Here is a 17653-nt window from a genome sequence, read left to right as displayed (position 1 = left end):
TCTAAATGCTTTTAACTAAACCCTAAACAGAGCCATTTATTGGCCCATGCTCATGATGAACATGCGGGTTTTGACCACGTTGACGTAGTAAATGATCCATTAAAGTAATGGCCATCATCGCCTCGGCAATCGGGATTGCACGAATGCCAACACATGGGTCGTGACGGCCTTTGGTGATCATCTCAACCGATTCATTACTCGTGTTAATACTATTACCGGGGATCGTAATACTTGATGTCGGTTTGAGTGCAATTGACGCGATTATATCTTGCCCTGTAGAGATACCTGCAAGCACCCCACCGGCATGATTTGAGGTAAAGCCATCAGGGGTTAACTCATCACGATGCTCAGAGCCTTTTTGCTCAACCACATCAAAGCCGTCGCCAATTTCAACGCCTTTTACTGCGTTAATACTCATCAGTGAGTGGGCAAGTTCTGCATCAAGGCGGTCAAATACCGGCTCACCTAAACCAACAGGTACATTCTTAGCCACTACTTTTACTTTCGCGCCGACTGAGTCACCTTGTTTTTTAAGGTCGCGCATATAGTCGTCAAGCGCGTCTAACTTGCTTGCATCTGGGAAAAAGAAAAGATTATTTTCAACTTCATCCCAATCGTAATTTTCAGCTTTAATTGGCCCAAGTTGGCTCAAGCACGCGCGTACTTCAATACCATGAAATTGCTTTAGATACTTTTTAGCAATCGCACCTGCGGCAACACGAATAGCGGTTTCGCGAGCAGATGAACGGCCACCACCGCGATAATCGCGTAGGCCGTATTTATGCCAGTACGTGTAGTCACCATGACCTGGGCGAAATACGTCTTTAATTTTGCCATAATCTTGTGAACGTTGGTCGGTATTTTCAATTAATAAACCAATACTGGTTCCGGTGGTTTTACCTTCAAAAACACCCGCTAAAATTTTAATTTGATCACTCTCACGGCGCTGCGTAGTGTAACGGCTTTGCCCTGGTTTACGCCTATCTAAATCGATTTGTAAATCTGCCTCAGTGATTTCAAGGCCTGCTGGCGTGCCATCCACAACACCGCCTAAGGCGACGCCGTGGCTTTCGCCAAAGGTGGACACTTTAAATAACTGCCCTATGCTATTACCTGCCATTAACTTTCCTCATTCCTAATGACTACTAAGTACCGAGCCTGAGGCTCGGCTTTGATTTTTGTGGTGATCAGTCTGCGAAATATGCAACGAGTTGTTTTTTGCTGATCACAAATACGCCAAATCCACCTTGCTCAAACTCAACCCATTCAAAAGGCGCATTTGGATAAAGGGCATCCATGTGTACCATAGAATTACCAACTTCGACAAATAACAAACCGTTATCAGTTAGATGATCGGCCGCTTCACTCAAAATAGTACGGGTTACATCAAGACCATCATGGCCTGATGCTAAACCAAGCTCTGGCTCATGGTGGAACTCACGCGGTAAATCAGCCATATCTTCGGCGTCTACATACGGAGGGTTTGCCACGATCAGGTCATATTTCTGCCCTGGTACACCGCTGAATACGTCGGATTGAATAGGTAATACACGGTCACTTAACTGATAATCAGTGATATTGATATCAGCAACTTCGAGTGCTTCATAAGAAATATCAACGGCATCAACCTGCGCTTCTGCAAAAGTTTGTGCTAATGCAATCGCGATACAACCAGAACCGGTACATAAATCTAAAATACGATTTACCGATTCAGGCTCAGCTAGCCAAGGTGAAAAGCGATTATGTATTAACTCTGCAAAAGGTGAACGTGGGATTAATACGCGCTCATCGACATAAAATGGCATATTAGCAAACCATGCAATATTAGTCAGATAAGGTACTGGCGTGAAATCATTTATACGTTCTGCAATTAATCCCGCAAGGCGGTTTTTTTCGGTGCTAGTTAACCGGGCATGCATTAATTCTTTTGGTGCATCAATGGGTAAGCTTAACGCGGGCAGTAACAAGTTGACTGCTTCATCCCATGCGTTATCAGTTCCATGACCAAAGAAAATACCACTGCTGGCAAATTGACTCGTGGTCCACCGTAGCCAATCGTGTAACGTTGACAGTTCTGCTACAGCTTCATCTAAGGTTGCTTCTTCTATTAATAATTCGCTCATATTCGTTATCTACCTGCTGCTTTAGAAAATATCAATTCAATCGAGGCGCAATTAAGGCCCCATGATTGCCCTATTGTAACGCTTTTTTACACAGTTTTTACTCTGTTTTCACTCGATTTCTAGCGTTTTTTTGTTTAGACTGCCGCTATGAAAAAAGATCCTCTCTCAAACGCAGATATTAGCCCTGACGACATCGATATGTTTCGTCAAAGTATTAATGGTGCCCGTGTATTTAAACAAGACACGCATCGCTTTGCTAACAAACCTAAAATCTCACAAGCTAAGCTGTTTGCCCAGCAAAAAAAGCAACATCAGGCAGAATTTTTCTTTTCTGATGAATATGTGCCAGATATTGATACCAACGGAACGGTTAATTATGTGCAAGACGGTCAAGATCGTTTTTTAGCAAAGCAGTTACGCCGAGGTGACTTTGTACCTGATTTAACCCTTGATTTACATGGTTTAAATAAGGAGTTGGCAAAAGATGAACTCGCAGGACTGATCCATGAGTGCAAAAAGAAGCATTACTACTGTGCGTGTGTAGTACATGGTATTGGTGGACATATACTCAGACACAAAGTGCCGCAATATTTAGTACAGCATCCAGATGTCATAGCAATACACCAAGCGCCACTTGAATACGGTGGTAAAGGTGCGGTACTTATTTTAATAAACTTACCACAAAGTGATGAATTTAGACGCTAAGCGTTAACGTTATCCCTATTTCAAGGCAACAGTGCAGTGCATATTTTCTCTATCATCTTTCCGCTGATTTTCATTGTTGCGCTTGGTTTTAGTTGTTGTAAATTAAAGTTTTTTGAACAGCAACACATTGCAGGGCTAAGTAAGTTTACTTTTTACATTAGCCTGCCGGCATTTTTATTTTTAAATATGTCGCAAATCGATTTACAGCAAAGTATTAGTTTATCGGCCTTTCTGAGTTTTTATATTCCTGTACTGAGCGTATTTGCCTTAGGTATTTTGGTTGACCGCTGTTATTTAGCTAAGCAAAAAAATTATCAACAACACAGTGTATTTGGCTTAGCGTCGAGTTACTCAAACATGGTGTTGGTGGGCATTCCTATCATCATTGCATCCCTTGGCAAAGAAATGATCGCCATCGCTTTTATGATCATTACCTTTCATAGCACATTGCTGTTTGCACTCACCTATTTAATCGGCGCAAAGGGCAGCGAACATGCATTTTCATGGTCAAGTTTTGCTAAGAGCATGGTACTGAATCCGATTGTATTGAGCATCGGCTGCGGACTAATATTAAATGTCAGCGGCATTGTTTTGTTTGATAACCTAGCAAAGAGTTTAGAGCTTTTAGCGACCCCCGCCATTGCCTGCGCGTTATTTGTATTAGGCGCCAACTTAGCGTTTTACAAAATTGCAGCTAACTGGCAACCCGCATTAATCGCCTCGTTAATGAAGATTTTTTTACTTCCTGCTGGGGTATTTTTAATCGGTGCATACGCATTTGAATTAGATAGAGAGATTTTGAACGTGTTAGTGCTATTAAGCGCCTCACCGGTTGGTGTAAATGCTTACCTTATTGCCAGTCAAATAGGTCAACATCAGGTGACATTAGCCGGTGCAGTTGTACTGTCAACGGTTTTAAGTGTGATTAGCTTTAGTTTTTGGTTATCGGTATTGCTTTAACCTTTACAAACCGCCAGCTACATCAACAAAGCTACCTGTGGTAAACGATGCCTGCTCAGAGGCTAAAAAGTAAATTGCAGCGGCAACTTCCTCAGGTTGTCCACCTCGGCCCAATGGCAGCTTGTCTTTAAGACGCTCCACCCGATTTACTTCACCACCATCGCGGTGCATATCGGTGTAAATTAATCCTGGGCGCACTGAGTTAACACGAATACCTAACTTGGCTACTTCTTTGGCTAAACCAATGGTTAACGTGTCCATTGCTCCTTTAGATGCGGCATAATCAATATATTCATTTGGTGAACCGGTTTTAGCCGCTGCCGATGATACATTAACTATACTGCCGCCACTGGGCATTCGCTTAATCGCTTCACGGGCACATAAAAAAGCGCTTGTTACATTGGTGGTTAGCACTTCATTTATACGTGAGGCTCCCATCTCAAGTAATGGCATTTGCGGTTTCAAAATACCTGCATTATTTATAAGCACATCTAATTTGCCAAATAACTCATCTACTTTTGTAAACAGGGTCAGCACTTGCGTTTCATCAGACACATCGGCTTGCACTATTTCGGCTTTTACAGCAAAGCCGCGTGCTTGCTCTGCTATTTTTTCTGCGCTGTGTTGATCCGTTTTATAATTAATACAAACATCATAACCGTGACTAGCAAAATAAATTGCGGTTGCAGCACCAATTCCTCGGCTTGCTCCGGTTATAAGTACTACTGGGTTAGATTTCATAGTCTGTCCTTATCTATACAAAATAATATTACGCCATATAAACCAATTTAAATTGTTCACAAACTAAGGGCATCATATTACTACGTTCAAATTTAGTTTCGGCAAGTTCCCGCTGATAATACGTCCAGTGCACTTTTCGCCAATAGTGAAGGCTTTTATCTCCTTCACCTTCTAACGCCGCATATTCAGCGGTTATTTCGTTGTAAGGCACGATTGCGACACTCATTGTTTCAATAACCCCTAAAGGCTCACCATGCCAGTTAGTGAAAATGGCTAAATCACCAACTTTGGGGAGCGCTTCTTTACTATGCTCAAACCAATAAAGTGATGTTGTAGTTGCTTGCTTTATGCCCTTTAAAACCAGTGCTGCACATTCATCGGCATCAATTTGATTATCACAAAAGTGCCAAACCGGGAGCTTTGTGATTGAACGACTGTAGGCGTGATTAAATTCATTTATAAGTCGTTCAATTGCTTGGGGGTTACTTGATTGCAGCAACAACTGAAATCTCAACTAACAAAGCATCGCGGGCCATTTTAGCTTCTACGCAGGCACGTGCAGGCGCATGATCTGCTGGTACCCACGCATCCCAAACCGCATTCATATCGGCAAAGTAATCCATGCTTTTTACATAAATAGTGGCGCTGAGCATATGCTCTTTTGAACTTCCCGCCTCATTTAAAAGTAACTCAACTTTATCAAGCATAGTTTGCGTTTGTTCGGTGATGCCCTGCTCTGCGTCAGCACATACTTGGCCACATAAGTACACCGTACCATTGTGCTTAACGATACGACTCATGCGAGTTGCGGTTTGAATACGTTCAATTGTCATAAAATTGTCTTTGCTAAATTAGTGTGTCGCTAATTTAGCAAATTTAAAAAGGAACGCAAGGTTTGGGTATGAGGCTAAACTGCTACGTTATTAGGTGCATGAATACTGAGGTATTGGCTTTTATGGCGACTTTCATCGTAACTCAATACGGCAACCGCTCCAGTGTTAAATATCGGCATATTCCCAGCACTCAATTGGTCAACTAAATAACTAACTATTGGCATGTGAGCTACGACCAACCAGGTATCGCATTGTGGATGCATCGCGATGAGAGTTTCTAGATAATCGGCGGCAATTTGTGGATTGCCTTCAGGGATTATATCGCTGCAAGTTTCTTCGAATAAAAAAGCGTTATGCTTTTTTACTCCTTCCGCTGTTTGCTGAGCACGAATGTAAGGGCTTACTAACAATGCCGTTGGGGTATGTGTTGCTTGCAACCATAAACCCATTTTTTCGGCCTGTTGTTGGCCAACCGAGGTCAAATTTCTACTTGCATCGTCAGCTTGCATCGGTGTTGCTTCGCCGTGGCGCATTATTAAGATTGTTTTCATAAAAAATCAACCGATTAAAGAATATAAAACAGTAGCCAGTTTGCCTGTTTGTCCGCTATATTAAAACAACGTCACACATTTCGCTTATGATATTCAGGTAAAAATCGCCAAGCAATTTAATCGCAGCCCTGAAGTTATCATTGTTGTTAACGAGTAAACTTAACGTTTCAGGAGCATCATTTGAATATCAGCCGCAATGATAACAGAACATACCGTGCCCTCACACTGGACAATGGTCTAAAAGTCCTGTTAGTGCAAGATAAAGATTCAACTAAAGCCGCTGCATCGATGGCCGTGAATGCTGGTCACTTTGACGATCCTGTTGATAGACAAGGGCTCGCGCACTTTTTAGAGCATATGCTTTTTTTAGGCACAGACCAATTTCCGGAATCCGGCGGGTTTGGTAATTTTGTTTCCCAATCCGGTGGCAACACCAACGCATGGACCGGCACCGAGCACACGTGTTATTTCTTCGATATTAACAATCAAGAGTTTGCACAAGCACTGAGCCAATTTAGCCGGTTTTTTATTGCACCTTCTCTCAACCCTGGCGAAACTGAAAAAGAACGTAATGCCATTGATGCTGAATTTAAATTAAAAATAAAAGACGATGGCCGACGCATCTATCAAGCACACAAAGAAACCGTTAATCCTGCTCATCCATTTGCTAAATTTTCAGTGGGTAATCAGCAAACCTTAGCGGATCGTAATGGCTGTGTAAGCAAAGAATTGCGAGATTTTTTTAACACCCATTATCAAGCCCAGTGGATGAGCCTAGTGATCTGCGCTGATGCAGAAATTGACACTATGGCGCAATGGGTTAATACCCTGTTTAGTGATATTAAAGGTCAACCTAAAGCAAAGCCTGTTATTGCTGCATCGCTATATCGTTCACAAGATCTTTGTAAAGTGCTGCATATAGAGCCGCATAAACACATGCAAAAACTTATTGTTAGTTTTGCCATGCCAAATATTGATGAGTTTTATCGCCACAAAACAGTGAGTTTTATTGCCCACTTATTAGGTTACGAAGGTCAAGGCTCGCTGTATTCTATTTTAAAAGCACAAGGTTGGATCAACGCCCTCTCTGCGGGAGGTGGTATTAACGGCAGTAACTTTAAAGATTTTAATATCAGCATGGCATTGACCGACGAAGGCATTGAATATTATGAAGACATTGTAGAAATGGTGTTTGAGTATATTTGTTTAATTAATCAAAACATCGAAAAGTTGCCACGCTTATACCAAGATAAAAAGAACTTATTGCAAATTGCCTTTGATAACCAAGAAAAAGCGCGATTGATCGATTGGGTTAGTAACCTAAGTATTAATATGCAGCACTATGATGAAGCCAATTATGTGCAAGGTGACTACCTGATGGATGGCTTTAATCAAACCGCGCACCAAACCGCAATGCAATGGTTAACCCCACATAATATGCGCTTAGTGTTGATCCACCCAGACGTTGAGCCTGAACATACCACTCAGTGGTATCATACCCCCTATCGGATCGAAAGCATTTCGAGCTGCTGGCTTGAAGCATTATGTGAGATTAATACCCCATTACCTGAAATGCTGCTGCCTACTGCCAACCCTTATTTGACTAAGGAAGTGTCGCTGTACGATGTTGAGCAACCGCAGTCAAAGCCACAACTACTAGTAAAAGAGCCGGGGTTTGATTTTTGGTTCAAGCAAGACAACACTTTTCGAGTTGCCAAAGGCCATTTTTATTTAGCAATGGACTCAGATTTTGCCGTTAAAGATATTAAGCATATGGCACTGACGCGCTTATTTGCGGATTTATTTATGGACAGTGTTGCAGAGCAGTTTTACCCAGCAGAACTAGCCGGTTTAAGTTACCATTTAACGTCACATCAAGGTGGCTTAACCTTGCACACTGCGGGGCTCTCATCGAGCCAATTAGAATTAGTTGATGAGTTACTTGAAGCTTTATTCAATGTCGATATTTGCGCCAAACGTTTTGCTGAGTATAAAAAACAGTTAGTCCGTCATTGGCGTAACAGTAATCAAAATAAACCCGTTGGCGAGTTATTTAGTGTACTTGGCGCTAAAATAATGCCGTGGAACCCAGAACCAGAACAACTTGCTGTTGCACTTAAAGATACCAGCTTTCATCAATTTAATTGTTTTCGTCGCGAATTTTTCAATGCCTTGCATGTTGAATCATTTTTACATGGTAATTGGCGCGAAAGTGATGCGATAGAGTTTCAAAAGAAAGTGGCTCACCACTTAGCCAAATCAGCGACTATCGAAGATTTGACGCGACCGTTATTTGAAATAGACAAAATAACCCGCTCGCAACTGACCCTAAATTGTAGCGATCATGCGATGGTTATTTATTACCAAGCACAAACCGATGACGTTGTTGAAAAAGTAAAAATGATGGCGCTAAACCATCTTATTAATCAAGATTACTTTAATGAACTTCGTACCAAACAACAGTTAGGCTACCTAGTGGGCGCAGGTTATGCGCCCTTTAATACTCGTGCGGGCATCGCCTTCTACGTGCAGTCACCTAACTACAGTGCAACCGCGATTTTTGAGCGTCATAATGCGTTTCTTGAGCAATTCCTTGCTTCATTAGAGCAATTAAATGAAGAGCAATGGCAGCAACAAAAACATGGCTTAACCACCCACATCGCCGAAAAAGATAAAAACCTCCGGCTGCGTTCACAACGCTTGTGGCTTGCCATTGGTAATCAAGATCATCACTTTCATATGCAACAAAAATTGTTAGAAGCATTGGAAAACCTTAGTCTTGCACAGATAGTTACTTATATTCGCGAGACATTTGCAGAACATAGACCAAGATATGAGCTACTAAGCGTACCTAAAATAAACAAAACGACAAAAAAGCTGATTTCTTCTCATTCTCTTTGACACAACACCGTGCTTCAATTAGATTATCAAGTGCAAAATACAGAAGTGCCCTATGATAATAATAAAAATAATATTCAACACATTCATATTCGCCTCATTATTACTCTGCTTTAGCCCATTGGGCTATAGCGAGCAATTAGTCGATCAGCAAACTTTAATGCTTTATTTACCGAGTGCATTTGTTACGTTAGTGCTGCCTTACTTATTATTCACAATCTACAAATTACGCCGCTCACGACGCCAATTATGTATTTCTGAACGGCGTTTAAAAAGCACGGTTGAAGGCAGTGGTGACACACTTTGGGATTGGAATATCAAAACTGGTGAAGTACTGCGCATTAACGATAAATACATGATGGATAGAAATACCATCATTGATGTTCCACCTAATAAAGCCCTTATTCACCCTAATGATATAGCGCAAGTTGAATTACTGTTAAAGCAACACTTTGCGGAGCAAACCGCTTTCTTTGAAGCCAGCTATCGCATTAAAGATAGCTTTGATCGCTGGCATTGGGTACTCGACAGAGGCAAAATCATTGAAAAAGACACCAATTTAAACCCGCTAAGAATGACTGGCACGGTACGCGATATCACGCAATTAAAATCAACCGAGGCACGCCTTAACTTATTCGCTAAATGTGTTGAATCACTCACTGATGCATTAGCCATTTACGATAAAAACTTTAACCTGGTTGATCTTAATCCCAGCTTTTTATCGCAATTTGGTGGGAACCGAGATAACTATTTAAACAAGCCATTTACCTTGCCAGGTTACGAGCAAAGTTATATTGATGATATTAAAAATACTGTTCGTCTTACCGACCATTGGCAACAAGAAGTAAAACTGCGCAACAGTGAGCGAAAACTACTACCGATTGAAATCTCAATCGATGAAATTAAGAATGAACATAATCAAATTTGTAACTATGTCATTGTATATTCAGATTTAACCGAGCGTAAAAAAGCCGAATCACAACTACATAACTTATCAAATCGCGATCGTACAACTGGCTTACCTAACCGAAATTTATTTTTTACCGATCTTAAAAAACTGGCAAAACAAGACAGCCACCATGCATTACTAGTATTCGATTTAGATAACTTTAAAAAAATTAATGACTCATTAGGGCATCAACTAGGCGACAGTTTACTGGCAAAACTAGCAATGCGGTTGAGTAAACTCACCCGTGAAAAAGATGTGTTTTACCGCTTAGGTGGCGATGAATTTGCCTTAGTTATGTCTGGCACTAACGATATTCATACCATTACCAGAATGGCAAAACAGTTTTTAGCCGCCATTGCCACGCCATTTAAAATGGCAGGTCACGAATTAGTGATCACTTCAAGTGTCGGCATTGTGTTATTCCCAGAAGATGGCAATACCCCAGAACTACTGCTTAAAAATGCCGATACTGCGATGTACCATGCGAAAAAGAAAGGTAATAGCTACTTATTCTTTAACGACACCATGAACCGCCAAGCAGTAAAACGCCTGCAAATTGAAAACTTAATGCGATTTGGTTTAAAAGAAGATCATTTTGAAGTTTACTACCAACCAAAAATGAATATCCGCACCGGTAAATTCACTGGAATGGAAGCCTTAGTGCGTTTTATTACTCCGAAAAAAGGCATTATTAGTCCTGGCGTGTTCATTCCCATCGCAGAAGAAACCGGGCAAATCATCGAAATTGGTGAAGTGGTACTTCATAAAGCATGCCGTGATGTTAAAGCCTGGCTGGATGCTGGCTTATTTAATGGCCGGGTTGCGGTAAACTTGTCTGCTAAACAATTTAGCTTACCGGATCTAACTACTCGTATTGATGTGATTTTACAAAATCACGCCTTGCCATCGTACTTTTTAGAACTTGAAATTACGGAAGGTACGGTAATGGACGACCCACAAGATGCTATTTCGATCATGCGCTCTCTCAGTGCCCGTGGTATTCATTTAGCCATGGATGACTTTGGCACTGGCTACTCATCACTTGCATATTTAAAGCAGTTTCCACTTAATACCCTAAAAGTTGATAAAGCGTTTATTGATGATATGCAAACAGAGCGAGGCCGTAATATGGTTGACTCAATAGTTACCATTGCACATAACTTAGACTTACATGTGGTGGCTGAAGGGGTTGAGCAAGCAGAGCAAATTGCAATCTTAAAAGAGCTTAATTGCGAAACGATGCAAGGCTACTATTATTCAAAACCTTTATCGCGAGCTGAATTTACAGAATTTTTGAAGAAACAACAAAACCAAGCGGCACTTAGTTTAGTACAACAGGCATAGATGACAGCCTATGGTCGCCATGTGCACGCTTGTATACCAACACAGCGCACTAGTGCACGACGATAATGTAAGTTAAACAAGCACCATGCAACGGGGCCTAACAACCCTGCTAGCACCAACCAGCGTTTAACTGGCATACCTTTTTTAATTGCCTGTGCATACATAACGACAATAGATACAACACTGATCAATAAATATTGCAAATTCACCACACCCATACCGCTTAAAATTAACCTGCAATGTACAATAATTAGTTCTTTATTTTCACTAATAAAATCAGAATATTTAATTCTTTCAGTAACAAGAATGATATACAAAAACTATTACTGTTGCTATTATCTACCCGTGTATTTGCGTGTGCAATACACATTTAAAGGATAATTAAATATTTCTAGGAGATATCATGTCAGAAAATACTTCAAATGTATACGAAGCACCAGCAGCAAACCTAACCAAAAATAATGAAAGCGGAGATAAACCTGTTTTAAATTTTGATCGTTTTTCGGCTTGGGGAGTGTTCTTTTTAGCCGTCATTACTTTTGGAATTTATGGTGTATATTGGCTAATAAGCAGAACCAATAAAGCCAATGCATTAGCAACTAAACAAATTAGCCAAGGATTGATATATGGTTATTTAGCTTTATACGTTGCGAATTTAATTCTCTCTATAACCGAAGTACTACCAGTGTTGTCAATTATTATTTCGCTAGCTTCTATCGTGGTCGGATTAATCTTTATTTTTTCGTTACGTTCTTCTATTTCAGAACTAATCAATAAAGGTAGTAGTGAACCCGTTAAGCTCAATGGCGTTTTAACCTTCTTCTTTAATATAATTTACTTCCAATACAAAATTAACGAAGCAATTGATCAACAGAAATAAAAAGTAAAAAGGCATTATTTTAATGCCTTTTTCATCTCAACCTGTTTCTAAAGCACTCCTGAGTGCTTTACATTCAAATATGTATTTAGCACATTAGGAAGTAACTTTTGTGGTTGTGTATCAATTGCGATAACGCCTTCTTTTTTAAGCCTTGCCATATTAGCTTTATGCGTATTTAATAAATCTAATGCAGCACAATAGGTCATAGCTTCATCATAATTCTCTATTGGCTCTGCAAGTACTTCTGTCAATGCATGATTAGAGAGGTTAATAACTGCAACAAGGTGATGCTTTTGCAATAACTTTATAGCTGGAAGCACCTCATCTAAGCTTTGATCATCAAATGTCGTAACAAGTAATACTAAAGAACGCTTACTTCTTTTTGCGATTAATTGATTAGCTGCAACAAGGTAATCGCTGATACTTTGGTCAGGGTACAGATCATAAAAATGATTCATCACACGCGATACATTCTGTGCACCTTTAACATTAGGTAACCAGCGAATATCATGATTAAAACTTTGCATGCTAAACCAATCCCCTTGTTTGAGTACTGTATGAGCAAGTAAGAGCAAAGCATTTAATGCGTGATCAAAGTGAGTACCCGATATGGTATCTATATTCATCTTCTTCGATGCATCAAGCATTACAACAACATGCTGATTTTGTTCTTCTTGGTACTCTTTAGAAATTAGTTTGCGACGTTTACTTGTAGCCTGCCAGTCTATCTGTTTAATACTGTCACCTTGTCGGTATTCCCTAAGTTGATGGAATTCAATACCATCACCTCGTTTTTTTGTCAGTTTTAAACCACTTATTGGTGTGTTTGTCACCCCATTAAGCGCTTGATTTTGAGCTACTCGACTAAAATCTGGGTAAACTTTTAACGCTAAATCTTGAGGTATTATCCAATTTGCCTGCCACAGCTTTAACCGTGAACTAATTCTAAGCTCAACGGCAGCCAATTGCGCATCTCCGCGTTGATGTGCGCACATACTCCATTGTAAACGGGCTTGCTCATTTTCTGCCAGAGTTACGCTGGTATATAATTCAGATAGCTCAATCGCATTGCTTAGGTGCAAACTTATATCAGTAATTAATAATTGCTCTGAGGTATTTTTAATACTTAGTTTAACTGGTTGCCAACGTCCCAATGACATGTTTTGATTGGTGTTTACCTCAATACTTAATTTATGTTTGAAGCGAGTAGGCAAATAATCTAATAACGCTAGTACAAGCAGTCCAGCAATGAGTACTGTAGTTAATAAACTCGCTGTCTCAGTAAAGATTAATATGGGTAACAGCAAAACTAATGCGCAAACCAGCTGCAACAAACGCTTTGCTGGTCGTAACTTAGTGCGGATCATGATCTAGGCGCTTCAACACTGGCTAGTATTGCTGAAATCACTTCATTAAAAGACACCCCTTCTAACTCTAGATCGGCTGAAAGTATCAAGCGGTGGCGTAAAATATTAGGTACCACTAGCTTAACGTCATCAGGGGTAACAAAATCTCGGCCATTCATCAATGCCATTACTTTTGCTGCTTTAATAATGTTGATTGATGCTCGTAGTCCTGCACCATGTAATACTCCTTGCCATGTTCGCGAACTACGAACTAACTCCACCGCATAATTATAAATCTTTTCATCTACTAAAATGTCAGCACATAATTGCTTAATCTGAGCAATATTACTGACGCTTAATACTGCCGGCAATTGGCTAACTTCTGACTCATTCGAAACAACTTTGGTGTTGAGCTTTAATAATTCAACCTCGGCCTCTAATGATGGAAAACCCAATTCAATTTTCATCATAAAACGGTCTAACTCAGCTTCAGGTAATGGATAAGTCCCCTCTTGATCAAGCGGATTTTGCGTTGCAAGTACCATAAACGGTGAGCCAATAGATAAGGTTTCGCCATCAATGGTAATTTGTTGTTCTTGCATTACTTCCAATAAAGCTGACTGAGTTTTAGCAGGTGCTCGGTTGATTTCATCAGCAAGCAAAATATTGGTAAATGCTGGGCCTTTTTTTATATTGAAATCGCCAGACTTCATATCATACATACTGTGTCCTACAACATCAGATGGCATTAAATCGGGTGTAAATTGCACTCGTGAAAACGACACACTTAAGCTTTTCGCTAATGCTCTTACAAGTAAAGTTTTGCCAAGGCCCGGTACTCCCTCAAGTAATACATGACCTCCTGCAAATAACACAGTTAACACATCTTCAATAATGGCATCTTGTCCAACTAACACACGGGAGATATTATCCTTAACTTGCTTAACTGCTTGCGCCGCATCCGTTAAGCTTATTTGTCCTGTTGCAAATTCGGTGCTCATAGGGCATTCCTTAATTGTTTAAATAGTTTGATATACTCTGTTCGTTGTTGCTGAGATTCTGGCAATTCAACACTTAGAAGCTCAGCTACCTGTTGCTTATCAAAATGCACTAAGTTGGCGATTATCTCTGCTTGGCGAACTTCGGTTAGTGATTTGAAGTGAGGGATCCTAGTTTCTACTTTGGCGTTAAAATCTTTTTTTAATGCAGTAAACAAGCGTTGCTCAAAACCGTGCTTTATATAAAAATTAGCAATCGCTCGAATGTGGTGTTTAAAGCCTACGGTTAAAATTAAATCAGGCGCATAAGCGCGACCAATACGACTACTAATATGCCAAATAAATAATAACATCAATAGCATCACACAGATCACCCACTGCCAGCTCCATTGCCATAACTTAGCAAACCAATTAGGGTAACTTAAATAAGGAACATAAGTTATTACATCAACCCCCTGACTCAACCAAACCAGTAAACTGCCATGATCTAAATGGCGCAACTGATGGTTTGTAAAGGGAGCTAGAGACGGCATCACAATAATACGGCCATCACCAAATTTAAAATCACACATGATAACTTGATCATCACTATTTTTGGTGGCTATACCTGGGCAGTTTTCAATTTCAAATGCCTGACTCAATTCTAAATCCAGTTGGGTATTTTCATTGAGCGTTAACACGCTATTTTTCTGCCCCTCTTTTACCATCACAAAATGATTTTCAAAAATCCCTTCACTCGTGTTTACACTAATCCCAAGATCTTGAAAGGTAAAAGTATTGTCTAAACCAAGTTCATCCCTTTGCTTATTTAATATATAAACAAGACGCCCACCTTCACTCACCCATTGGGACAATTGCTGATCAAGTGTGTGCGAATTACTAAGCGCCGCTTCATCGACAATTAACATACTGCGGTGATCAATAATAAGTGGTTGTTGATTATTGTTATCTAATTGCTTTTCTTTTTTCCATAGCACCCCATGTTCAGCTAATAATCTCTGCGCCATTGTGAAATTATCTTTGCTAACTTCGGAGTGAAAACCTATTTCAATCTCTTCTTTTTGCCAGTCAGCTGACAACAACGCTGAGCCAATAAAAAAAACTAACACACAGCACAAAAAAACCACCACAAACTTAAGCTTCATTTATTTGCTCCTTGTTTGCTGATGCCATAGCCTCTATTTGTGCTATTAATACGTTAAAATCAAAATTAAGTGATTGATGGCCCCAAGCCACTTTTACCCAAGCAGAAAAAAGTTGAGTAAAAACATCTTTGCTTTGCTCAGTGACTTTTGCATCAATTGCTGATTTACACTCTGTTTCAGTCATCGAACGGTGTAATTTTACTTGATGAGTGCTCTGCGCCCAGCGAAGCGAAAAATGCAGTAAATAAGCAAGCGCTAGACGCTGATTATTCTCATGATATGCTGACCTTGCTGCTGCAATTAAATCCTCAGGTAAGTCTTGCGGTTTAATATCAGCAAACATGGTTGGGATTATATGTTCTCGATGCTGATTTTTTTGTCTTTTCGGTAATTCTAGTGCTAAGAAGAAGCCACGCTTTTTAACTAATAAATACACCAACCACAACACAAATAAAACAATTAGCAACCAAATAAAATAACTAAGAAAATTGCCTAAGCTCTTGAAAAAATTAGCAAGCCAACGATAATCACCATCCGCTGAAGAGTCCTTTTCTAAATCAAAATTTGGTACCCAAGTGGTTTTCTTTTCGATAACATCATCCTGCGCATAAAGTGTAGAAACTTGCTCTTTTATAATTAACTTATCTATTGGCTCTGCCATTGACTTACTCGGCACAGCAAACAAACAGCAAGCAAAAAACAAGCAAGCACTTGATAATAAAGTATTTAATCTGGCCCGCATATTTTTAAAGGTTAGCTCAATGTCCCAGCCTTCTAAATCTATACGGCGGTGCAAGTAGGCCATAAAACCTCCGGTGACAAATAATGGTGCGACTAAAGCGACACTGATCACATACACACTATTAAATGTAATTTCCATCCACAAAGGGCTTTCTAATATTTGATACAATGGCTCTTCAAGTGACAACGACGTTGGAATAAGGGTAAAAATAATCGCAGAAATACCGATCATTAAGATAAATTCAAAATGTACGCAAAACATCATCCAAAGCGTTTGTTTGGGCTTTGATGTTGCAAACAGCACCTGTTTTCGCATTTCTTTACGACGGCCATCTAGCCTTTCTAACTGTGTTACAGGTGCTAAAAAAGCTCTGTTAGGGCTCAGTCGATAAAGCGTCATATTGATGAATATGTCACCCGCTTGCAGCTTCAGGATTGATTTTAAACTACTCGAAATGGTTGCCTGTTGATTAAACACTACTTTTGACATGTAGTCTAAAATTGGCCGTTCAAATAACGGTTTTAAAAACCATACAATAAAGGCGCTCCATGACCAACCAAACAATACACCGGCAAGGATGAACACTGGCACAGCTAAACAAATATACAAACTAAATAACGGTAAAAAATGTTGTTTAGTAAGTAATACCGTCAAATCAAACGTTTCATAGGCGCCGCGTTTTCGAGGATTAAAGCTAAGACGATTAAGTTCCATAGCGCATACCTCTATACAATCGATAAATTACATATGTCCAACAAACAGTACCTACGACGAATTTAATTTCATGAGCAATGGCACGGGGCGACCAAAATGCTTCAATAAAGGCAGCTAAAACTAACATAACAAAAGCACCAACAATTAATGGTAGTGCTGTTTGAGCCGCTTTTTTCATAGCATAACTGCGTGTAAATTGGCTTGGGTTTAATAACGCGTAGCCAATCTGACATCCCGCGGCAGAGGCAATAATAATCGCTGTTAATTCAAACGAACCGTGAGTAATAACAAACGAGAAAAATGTTTTTTCAAAACCAACATTGACAATATGCGCACCAATGGCGCCGAAATAAAAACTATTAAATAGCAAAAAGAATACAGCACCGAAACAAAGTAAAACTCCCCCTGCAAACATTTGAAAGGCAATACCAATGTTGTTATATATATAGACACCAAACATTAATATATCTTTGTCAGGAGCACGAGTCTCCGTTTGAACAGTTCCAGTTGGGTTATACATTTTTTCAATTTCAAGCACCGTACTTTGACCTAAAAAAGTATAAACGGCATCTGGATAAAGGGTGACCCAAATAAAAGCAATAACCGCCAACCCCCAAAATGCCAACAAATTAGCGCCTAACATGAAACGGTTTTCGTACAAAGCACGAGGAAAAGCAGTGCGGGCTATTTGCCAAATTTCTGAAAATTGGTTTTTGCGGGATAA

At 39.9% G+C, this 17653-nt stretch carries 17 protein-coding genes; 5 read left to right on the top strand and 12 right to left on the bottom strand.

Translation table 11 applies throughout. The features are described from left to right. Nucleotides 1-22 precede the first annotated feature (22 nt). Nucleotides 23-1120, bottom strand: a complete 1098-nt coding sequence (gene aroC / locus H5201_RS09115; protein ID WP_145240385.1) for a chorismate synthase — start codon at nucleotides 1118-1120, stop codon at nucleotides 23-25. Between the two features lie 67 nt (nucleotides 1121-1187). Continuing rightward, complete coding sequence (prmB, locus tag H5201_RS09110; RefSeq protein WP_145240383.1) at nucleotides 1188-2123, bottom strand: 50S ribosomal protein L3 N(5)-glutamine methyltransferase; 936 nt, start codon at nucleotides 2121-2123, stop codon at nucleotides 1188-1190. A 147-nt stretch (nucleotides 2124-2270) separates the two neighbouring features. On the opposite strand from prmB, the gene smrB reads away from it, so the two are divergent. Both smrB and H5201_RS09100 read left to right on the top strand, forming a co-directional pair. Beyond that, entirely contained in the window at nucleotides 2271-2828 is a 558-nt protein-coding gene (gene smrB, locus H5201_RS09105) for an endonuclease SmrB (RefSeq protein WP_145240381.1), read from the top strand. Between the two features lie 36 nt (nucleotides 2829-2864). Then, nucleotides 2865-3788, top strand: a complete 924-nt coding sequence (locus H5201_RS09100) for an AEC family transporter (RefSeq protein ID WP_182740102.1) — start codon at nucleotides 2865-2867, stop codon at nucleotides 3786-3788. Nucleotides 3789-3791: 3 nt separating this feature from the next. Here the strand turns inward: H5201_RS09100 and H5201_RS09095 are convergent, their stop codons facing one another. The 4 genes from H5201_RS09095 to sixA all read right to left on the bottom strand — a co-directional run bounded on the left by H5201_RS09095 (nucleotide 3792) and on the right by sixA (nucleotide 5913). Then, nucleotides 3792-4529: an SDR family oxidoreductase gene (locus H5201_RS09095; RefSeq protein WP_149983026.1), complete on the bottom strand. Its 738-nt coding sequence runs from the start codon at nucleotides 4527-4529 to the stop codon at nucleotides 3792-3794. Between the two features lie 28 nt (nucleotides 4530-4557). Continuing rightward, a complete protein-coding gene (locus tag H5201_RS09090; RefSeq protein ID WP_182784342.1) occupies nucleotides 4558-5031 on the bottom strand; it encodes an ASCH domain-containing protein in 474 nt (157 codons plus the stop codon). Further along, nucleotides 5012-5362 (bottom strand): RidA family protein, encoded by a 351-nt coding sequence (locus H5201_RS09085; RefSeq protein ID WP_182784340.1) that lies wholly within the window; start codon nucleotides 5360-5362, stop codon nucleotides 5012-5014. Before H5201_RS09085 ends, H5201_RS09090 begins: the two co-directional genes overlap by 20 nt. A 74-nt stretch (nucleotides 5363-5436) precedes the next feature. Beyond that, complete coding sequence (gene sixA / locus H5201_RS09080) at nucleotides 5437-5913, bottom strand: phosphohistidine phosphatase SixA (protein WP_179959228.1); 477 nt, start codon at nucleotides 5911-5913, stop codon at nucleotides 5437-5439. A gap of 180 nt (nucleotides 5914-6093) precedes the next feature. Here sixA and H5201_RS09075 point away from each other — a divergent pair, with 180 nt between their 5' ends. Further along, on the top strand, nucleotides 6094-8814 hold the full coding sequence (locus tag H5201_RS09075; protein ID WP_182784338.1) for an insulinase family protein: 2721 nt from the start codon (nucleotides 6094-6096) through the stop codon (nucleotides 8812-8814). A 157-nt stretch (nucleotides 8815-8971) separates the two neighbouring features. Continuing rightward, nucleotides 8972-11104 (top strand): bifunctional diguanylate cyclase/phosphodiesterase, encoded by a 2133-nt coding sequence (locus H5201_RS09070; RefSeq protein ID WP_257326390.1) that lies wholly within the window; start codon nucleotides 8972-8974, stop codon nucleotides 11102-11104. Nucleotides 11105-11112: 8 nt separating this feature from the next. Here H5201_RS09070 and H5201_RS23545 read toward each other — a convergent pair whose 3' ends face one another. Continuing rightward, nucleotides 11113-11421: a hypothetical protein gene (locus tag H5201_RS23545; RefSeq protein WP_182784362.1), complete on the bottom strand. Its 309-nt coding sequence runs from the start codon at nucleotides 11419-11421 to the stop codon at nucleotides 11113-11115. Between the two features lie 86 nt (nucleotides 11422-11507). On the opposite strand from H5201_RS23545, the gene H5201_RS09060 reads away from it, so the two are divergent. Further along, nucleotides 11508-11984, top strand: coding sequence for a DUF4234 domain-containing protein (locus H5201_RS09060; RefSeq protein WP_182740100.1), 477 nt, complete (start codon nucleotides 11508-11510; stop codon nucleotides 11982-11984). 47 nt (nucleotides 11985-12031) lie between these two features. Here H5201_RS09060 and H5201_RS09055 read toward each other — a convergent pair whose 3' ends face one another. From H5201_RS09055 to H5201_RS09035, 5 genes are read right to left on the bottom strand one after another with little or no spacing between them, the layout of a single operon-like run. After that, the gene (locus H5201_RS09055) at nucleotides 12032-13351 is read right to left on the bottom strand and encodes a DUF58 domain-containing protein (RefSeq protein ID WP_182784336.1); all 1320 of its coding nucleotides are present in this window, start codon (nucleotides 13349-13351) and stop codon (nucleotides 12032-12034) included. After that, a complete protein-coding gene (locus H5201_RS09050) occupies nucleotides 13348-14331 on the bottom strand; it encodes a MoxR family ATPase (RefSeq protein WP_182761606.1) in 984 nt (327 codons plus the stop codon). The genes H5201_RS09055 and H5201_RS09050 overlap by 4 nt, the downstream gene beginning before the upstream one ends. After that, nucleotides 14328-15473, bottom strand: a complete 1146-nt coding sequence (locus H5201_RS09045; protein WP_182784334.1) for a hypothetical protein — start codon at nucleotides 15471-15473, stop codon at nucleotides 14328-14330. Before H5201_RS09045 ends, H5201_RS09050 begins: the two co-directional genes overlap by 4 nt. After that, the gene (locus H5201_RS09040) at nucleotides 15463-16929 is read right to left on the bottom strand and encodes a hypothetical protein (protein WP_182784332.1); all 1467 of its coding nucleotides are present in this window, start codon (nucleotides 16927-16929) and stop codon (nucleotides 15463-15465) included. The genes H5201_RS09045 and H5201_RS09040 overlap by 11 nt, the downstream gene beginning before the upstream one ends. After that, entirely contained in the window at nucleotides 16919-17557 is a 639-nt protein-coding gene (locus tag H5201_RS09035) for a stage II sporulation protein M (RefSeq protein ID WP_182784330.1), read from the bottom strand. The genes H5201_RS09040 and H5201_RS09035 overlap by 11 nt, the downstream gene beginning before the upstream one ends. Nucleotides 17558-17653 lie beyond the last annotated feature (96 nt).

The organism is Pseudoalteromonas sp. SG43-6, assembly GCF_014164365.1.
Lineage (GTDB): Bacteria > Pseudomonadota > Gammaproteobacteria > Enterobacterales > Alteromonadaceae > Pseudoalteromonas > Pseudoalteromonas rhizosphaerae.
This window is presented reverse-complemented; position numbering and strand designations above follow the sequence as displayed.

Excerpts from the sequence above, each read along its gene's own strand:
- aroC (WP_145240385.1), bottom strand. The coding sequence starts at position 1,120 with ATGGCAGGTAATAGCATAGGGCAGTTATTTAAAGTGTCCACCTTTGGC.
- prmB (WP_145240383.1), bottom strand. The coding sequence starts at position 2,123 with ATGAGCGAATTATTAATAGAAGAAGCAACCTTAGATGAAGCTGTAGCA.
- smrB (WP_145240381.1), top strand. The coding sequence starts at position 2,271 with ATGAAAAAAGATCCTCTCTCAAACGCAGATATTAGCCCTGACGACATC.
- H5201_RS09095 (WP_149983026.1), bottom strand. The coding sequence starts at position 4,529 with ATGAAATCTAACCCAGTAGTACTTATAACCGGAGCAAGCCGAGGAATT.
- H5201_RS09085 (WP_182784340.1), bottom strand. The coding sequence starts at position 5,362 with ATGACAATTGAACGTATTCAAACCGCAACTCGCATGAGTCGTATCGTT.
- sixA (WP_179959228.1), bottom strand. The coding sequence starts at position 5,913 with ATGAAAACAATCTTAATAATGCGCCACGGCGAAGCAACACCGATGCAA.
- H5201_RS09070 (WP_257326390.1), top strand. The coding sequence starts at position 8,972 with ATGCTTTATTTACCGAGTGCATTTGTTACGTTAGTGCTGCCTTACTTA.
- H5201_RS09060 (WP_182740100.1), top strand. The coding sequence starts at position 11,508 with ATGTCAGAAAATACTTCAAATGTATACGAAGCACCAGCAGCAAACCTA.
- H5201_RS09055 (WP_182784336.1), bottom strand. The coding sequence starts at position 13,351 with ATGATCCGCACTAAGTTACGACCAGCAAAGCGTTTGTTGCAGCTGGTT.
- H5201_RS09050 (WP_182761606.1), bottom strand. The coding sequence starts at position 14,331 with ATGAGCACCGAATTTGCAACAGGACAAATAAGCTTAACGGATGCGGCG.
- H5201_RS09045 (WP_182784334.1), bottom strand. The coding sequence starts at position 15,473 with ATGAAGCTTAAGTTTGTGGTGGTTTTTTTGTGCTGTGTGTTAGTTTTT.
- H5201_RS09040 (WP_182784332.1), bottom strand. The coding sequence starts at position 16,929 with ATGGAACTTAATCGTCTTAGCTTTAATCCTCGAAAACGCGGCGCCTAT.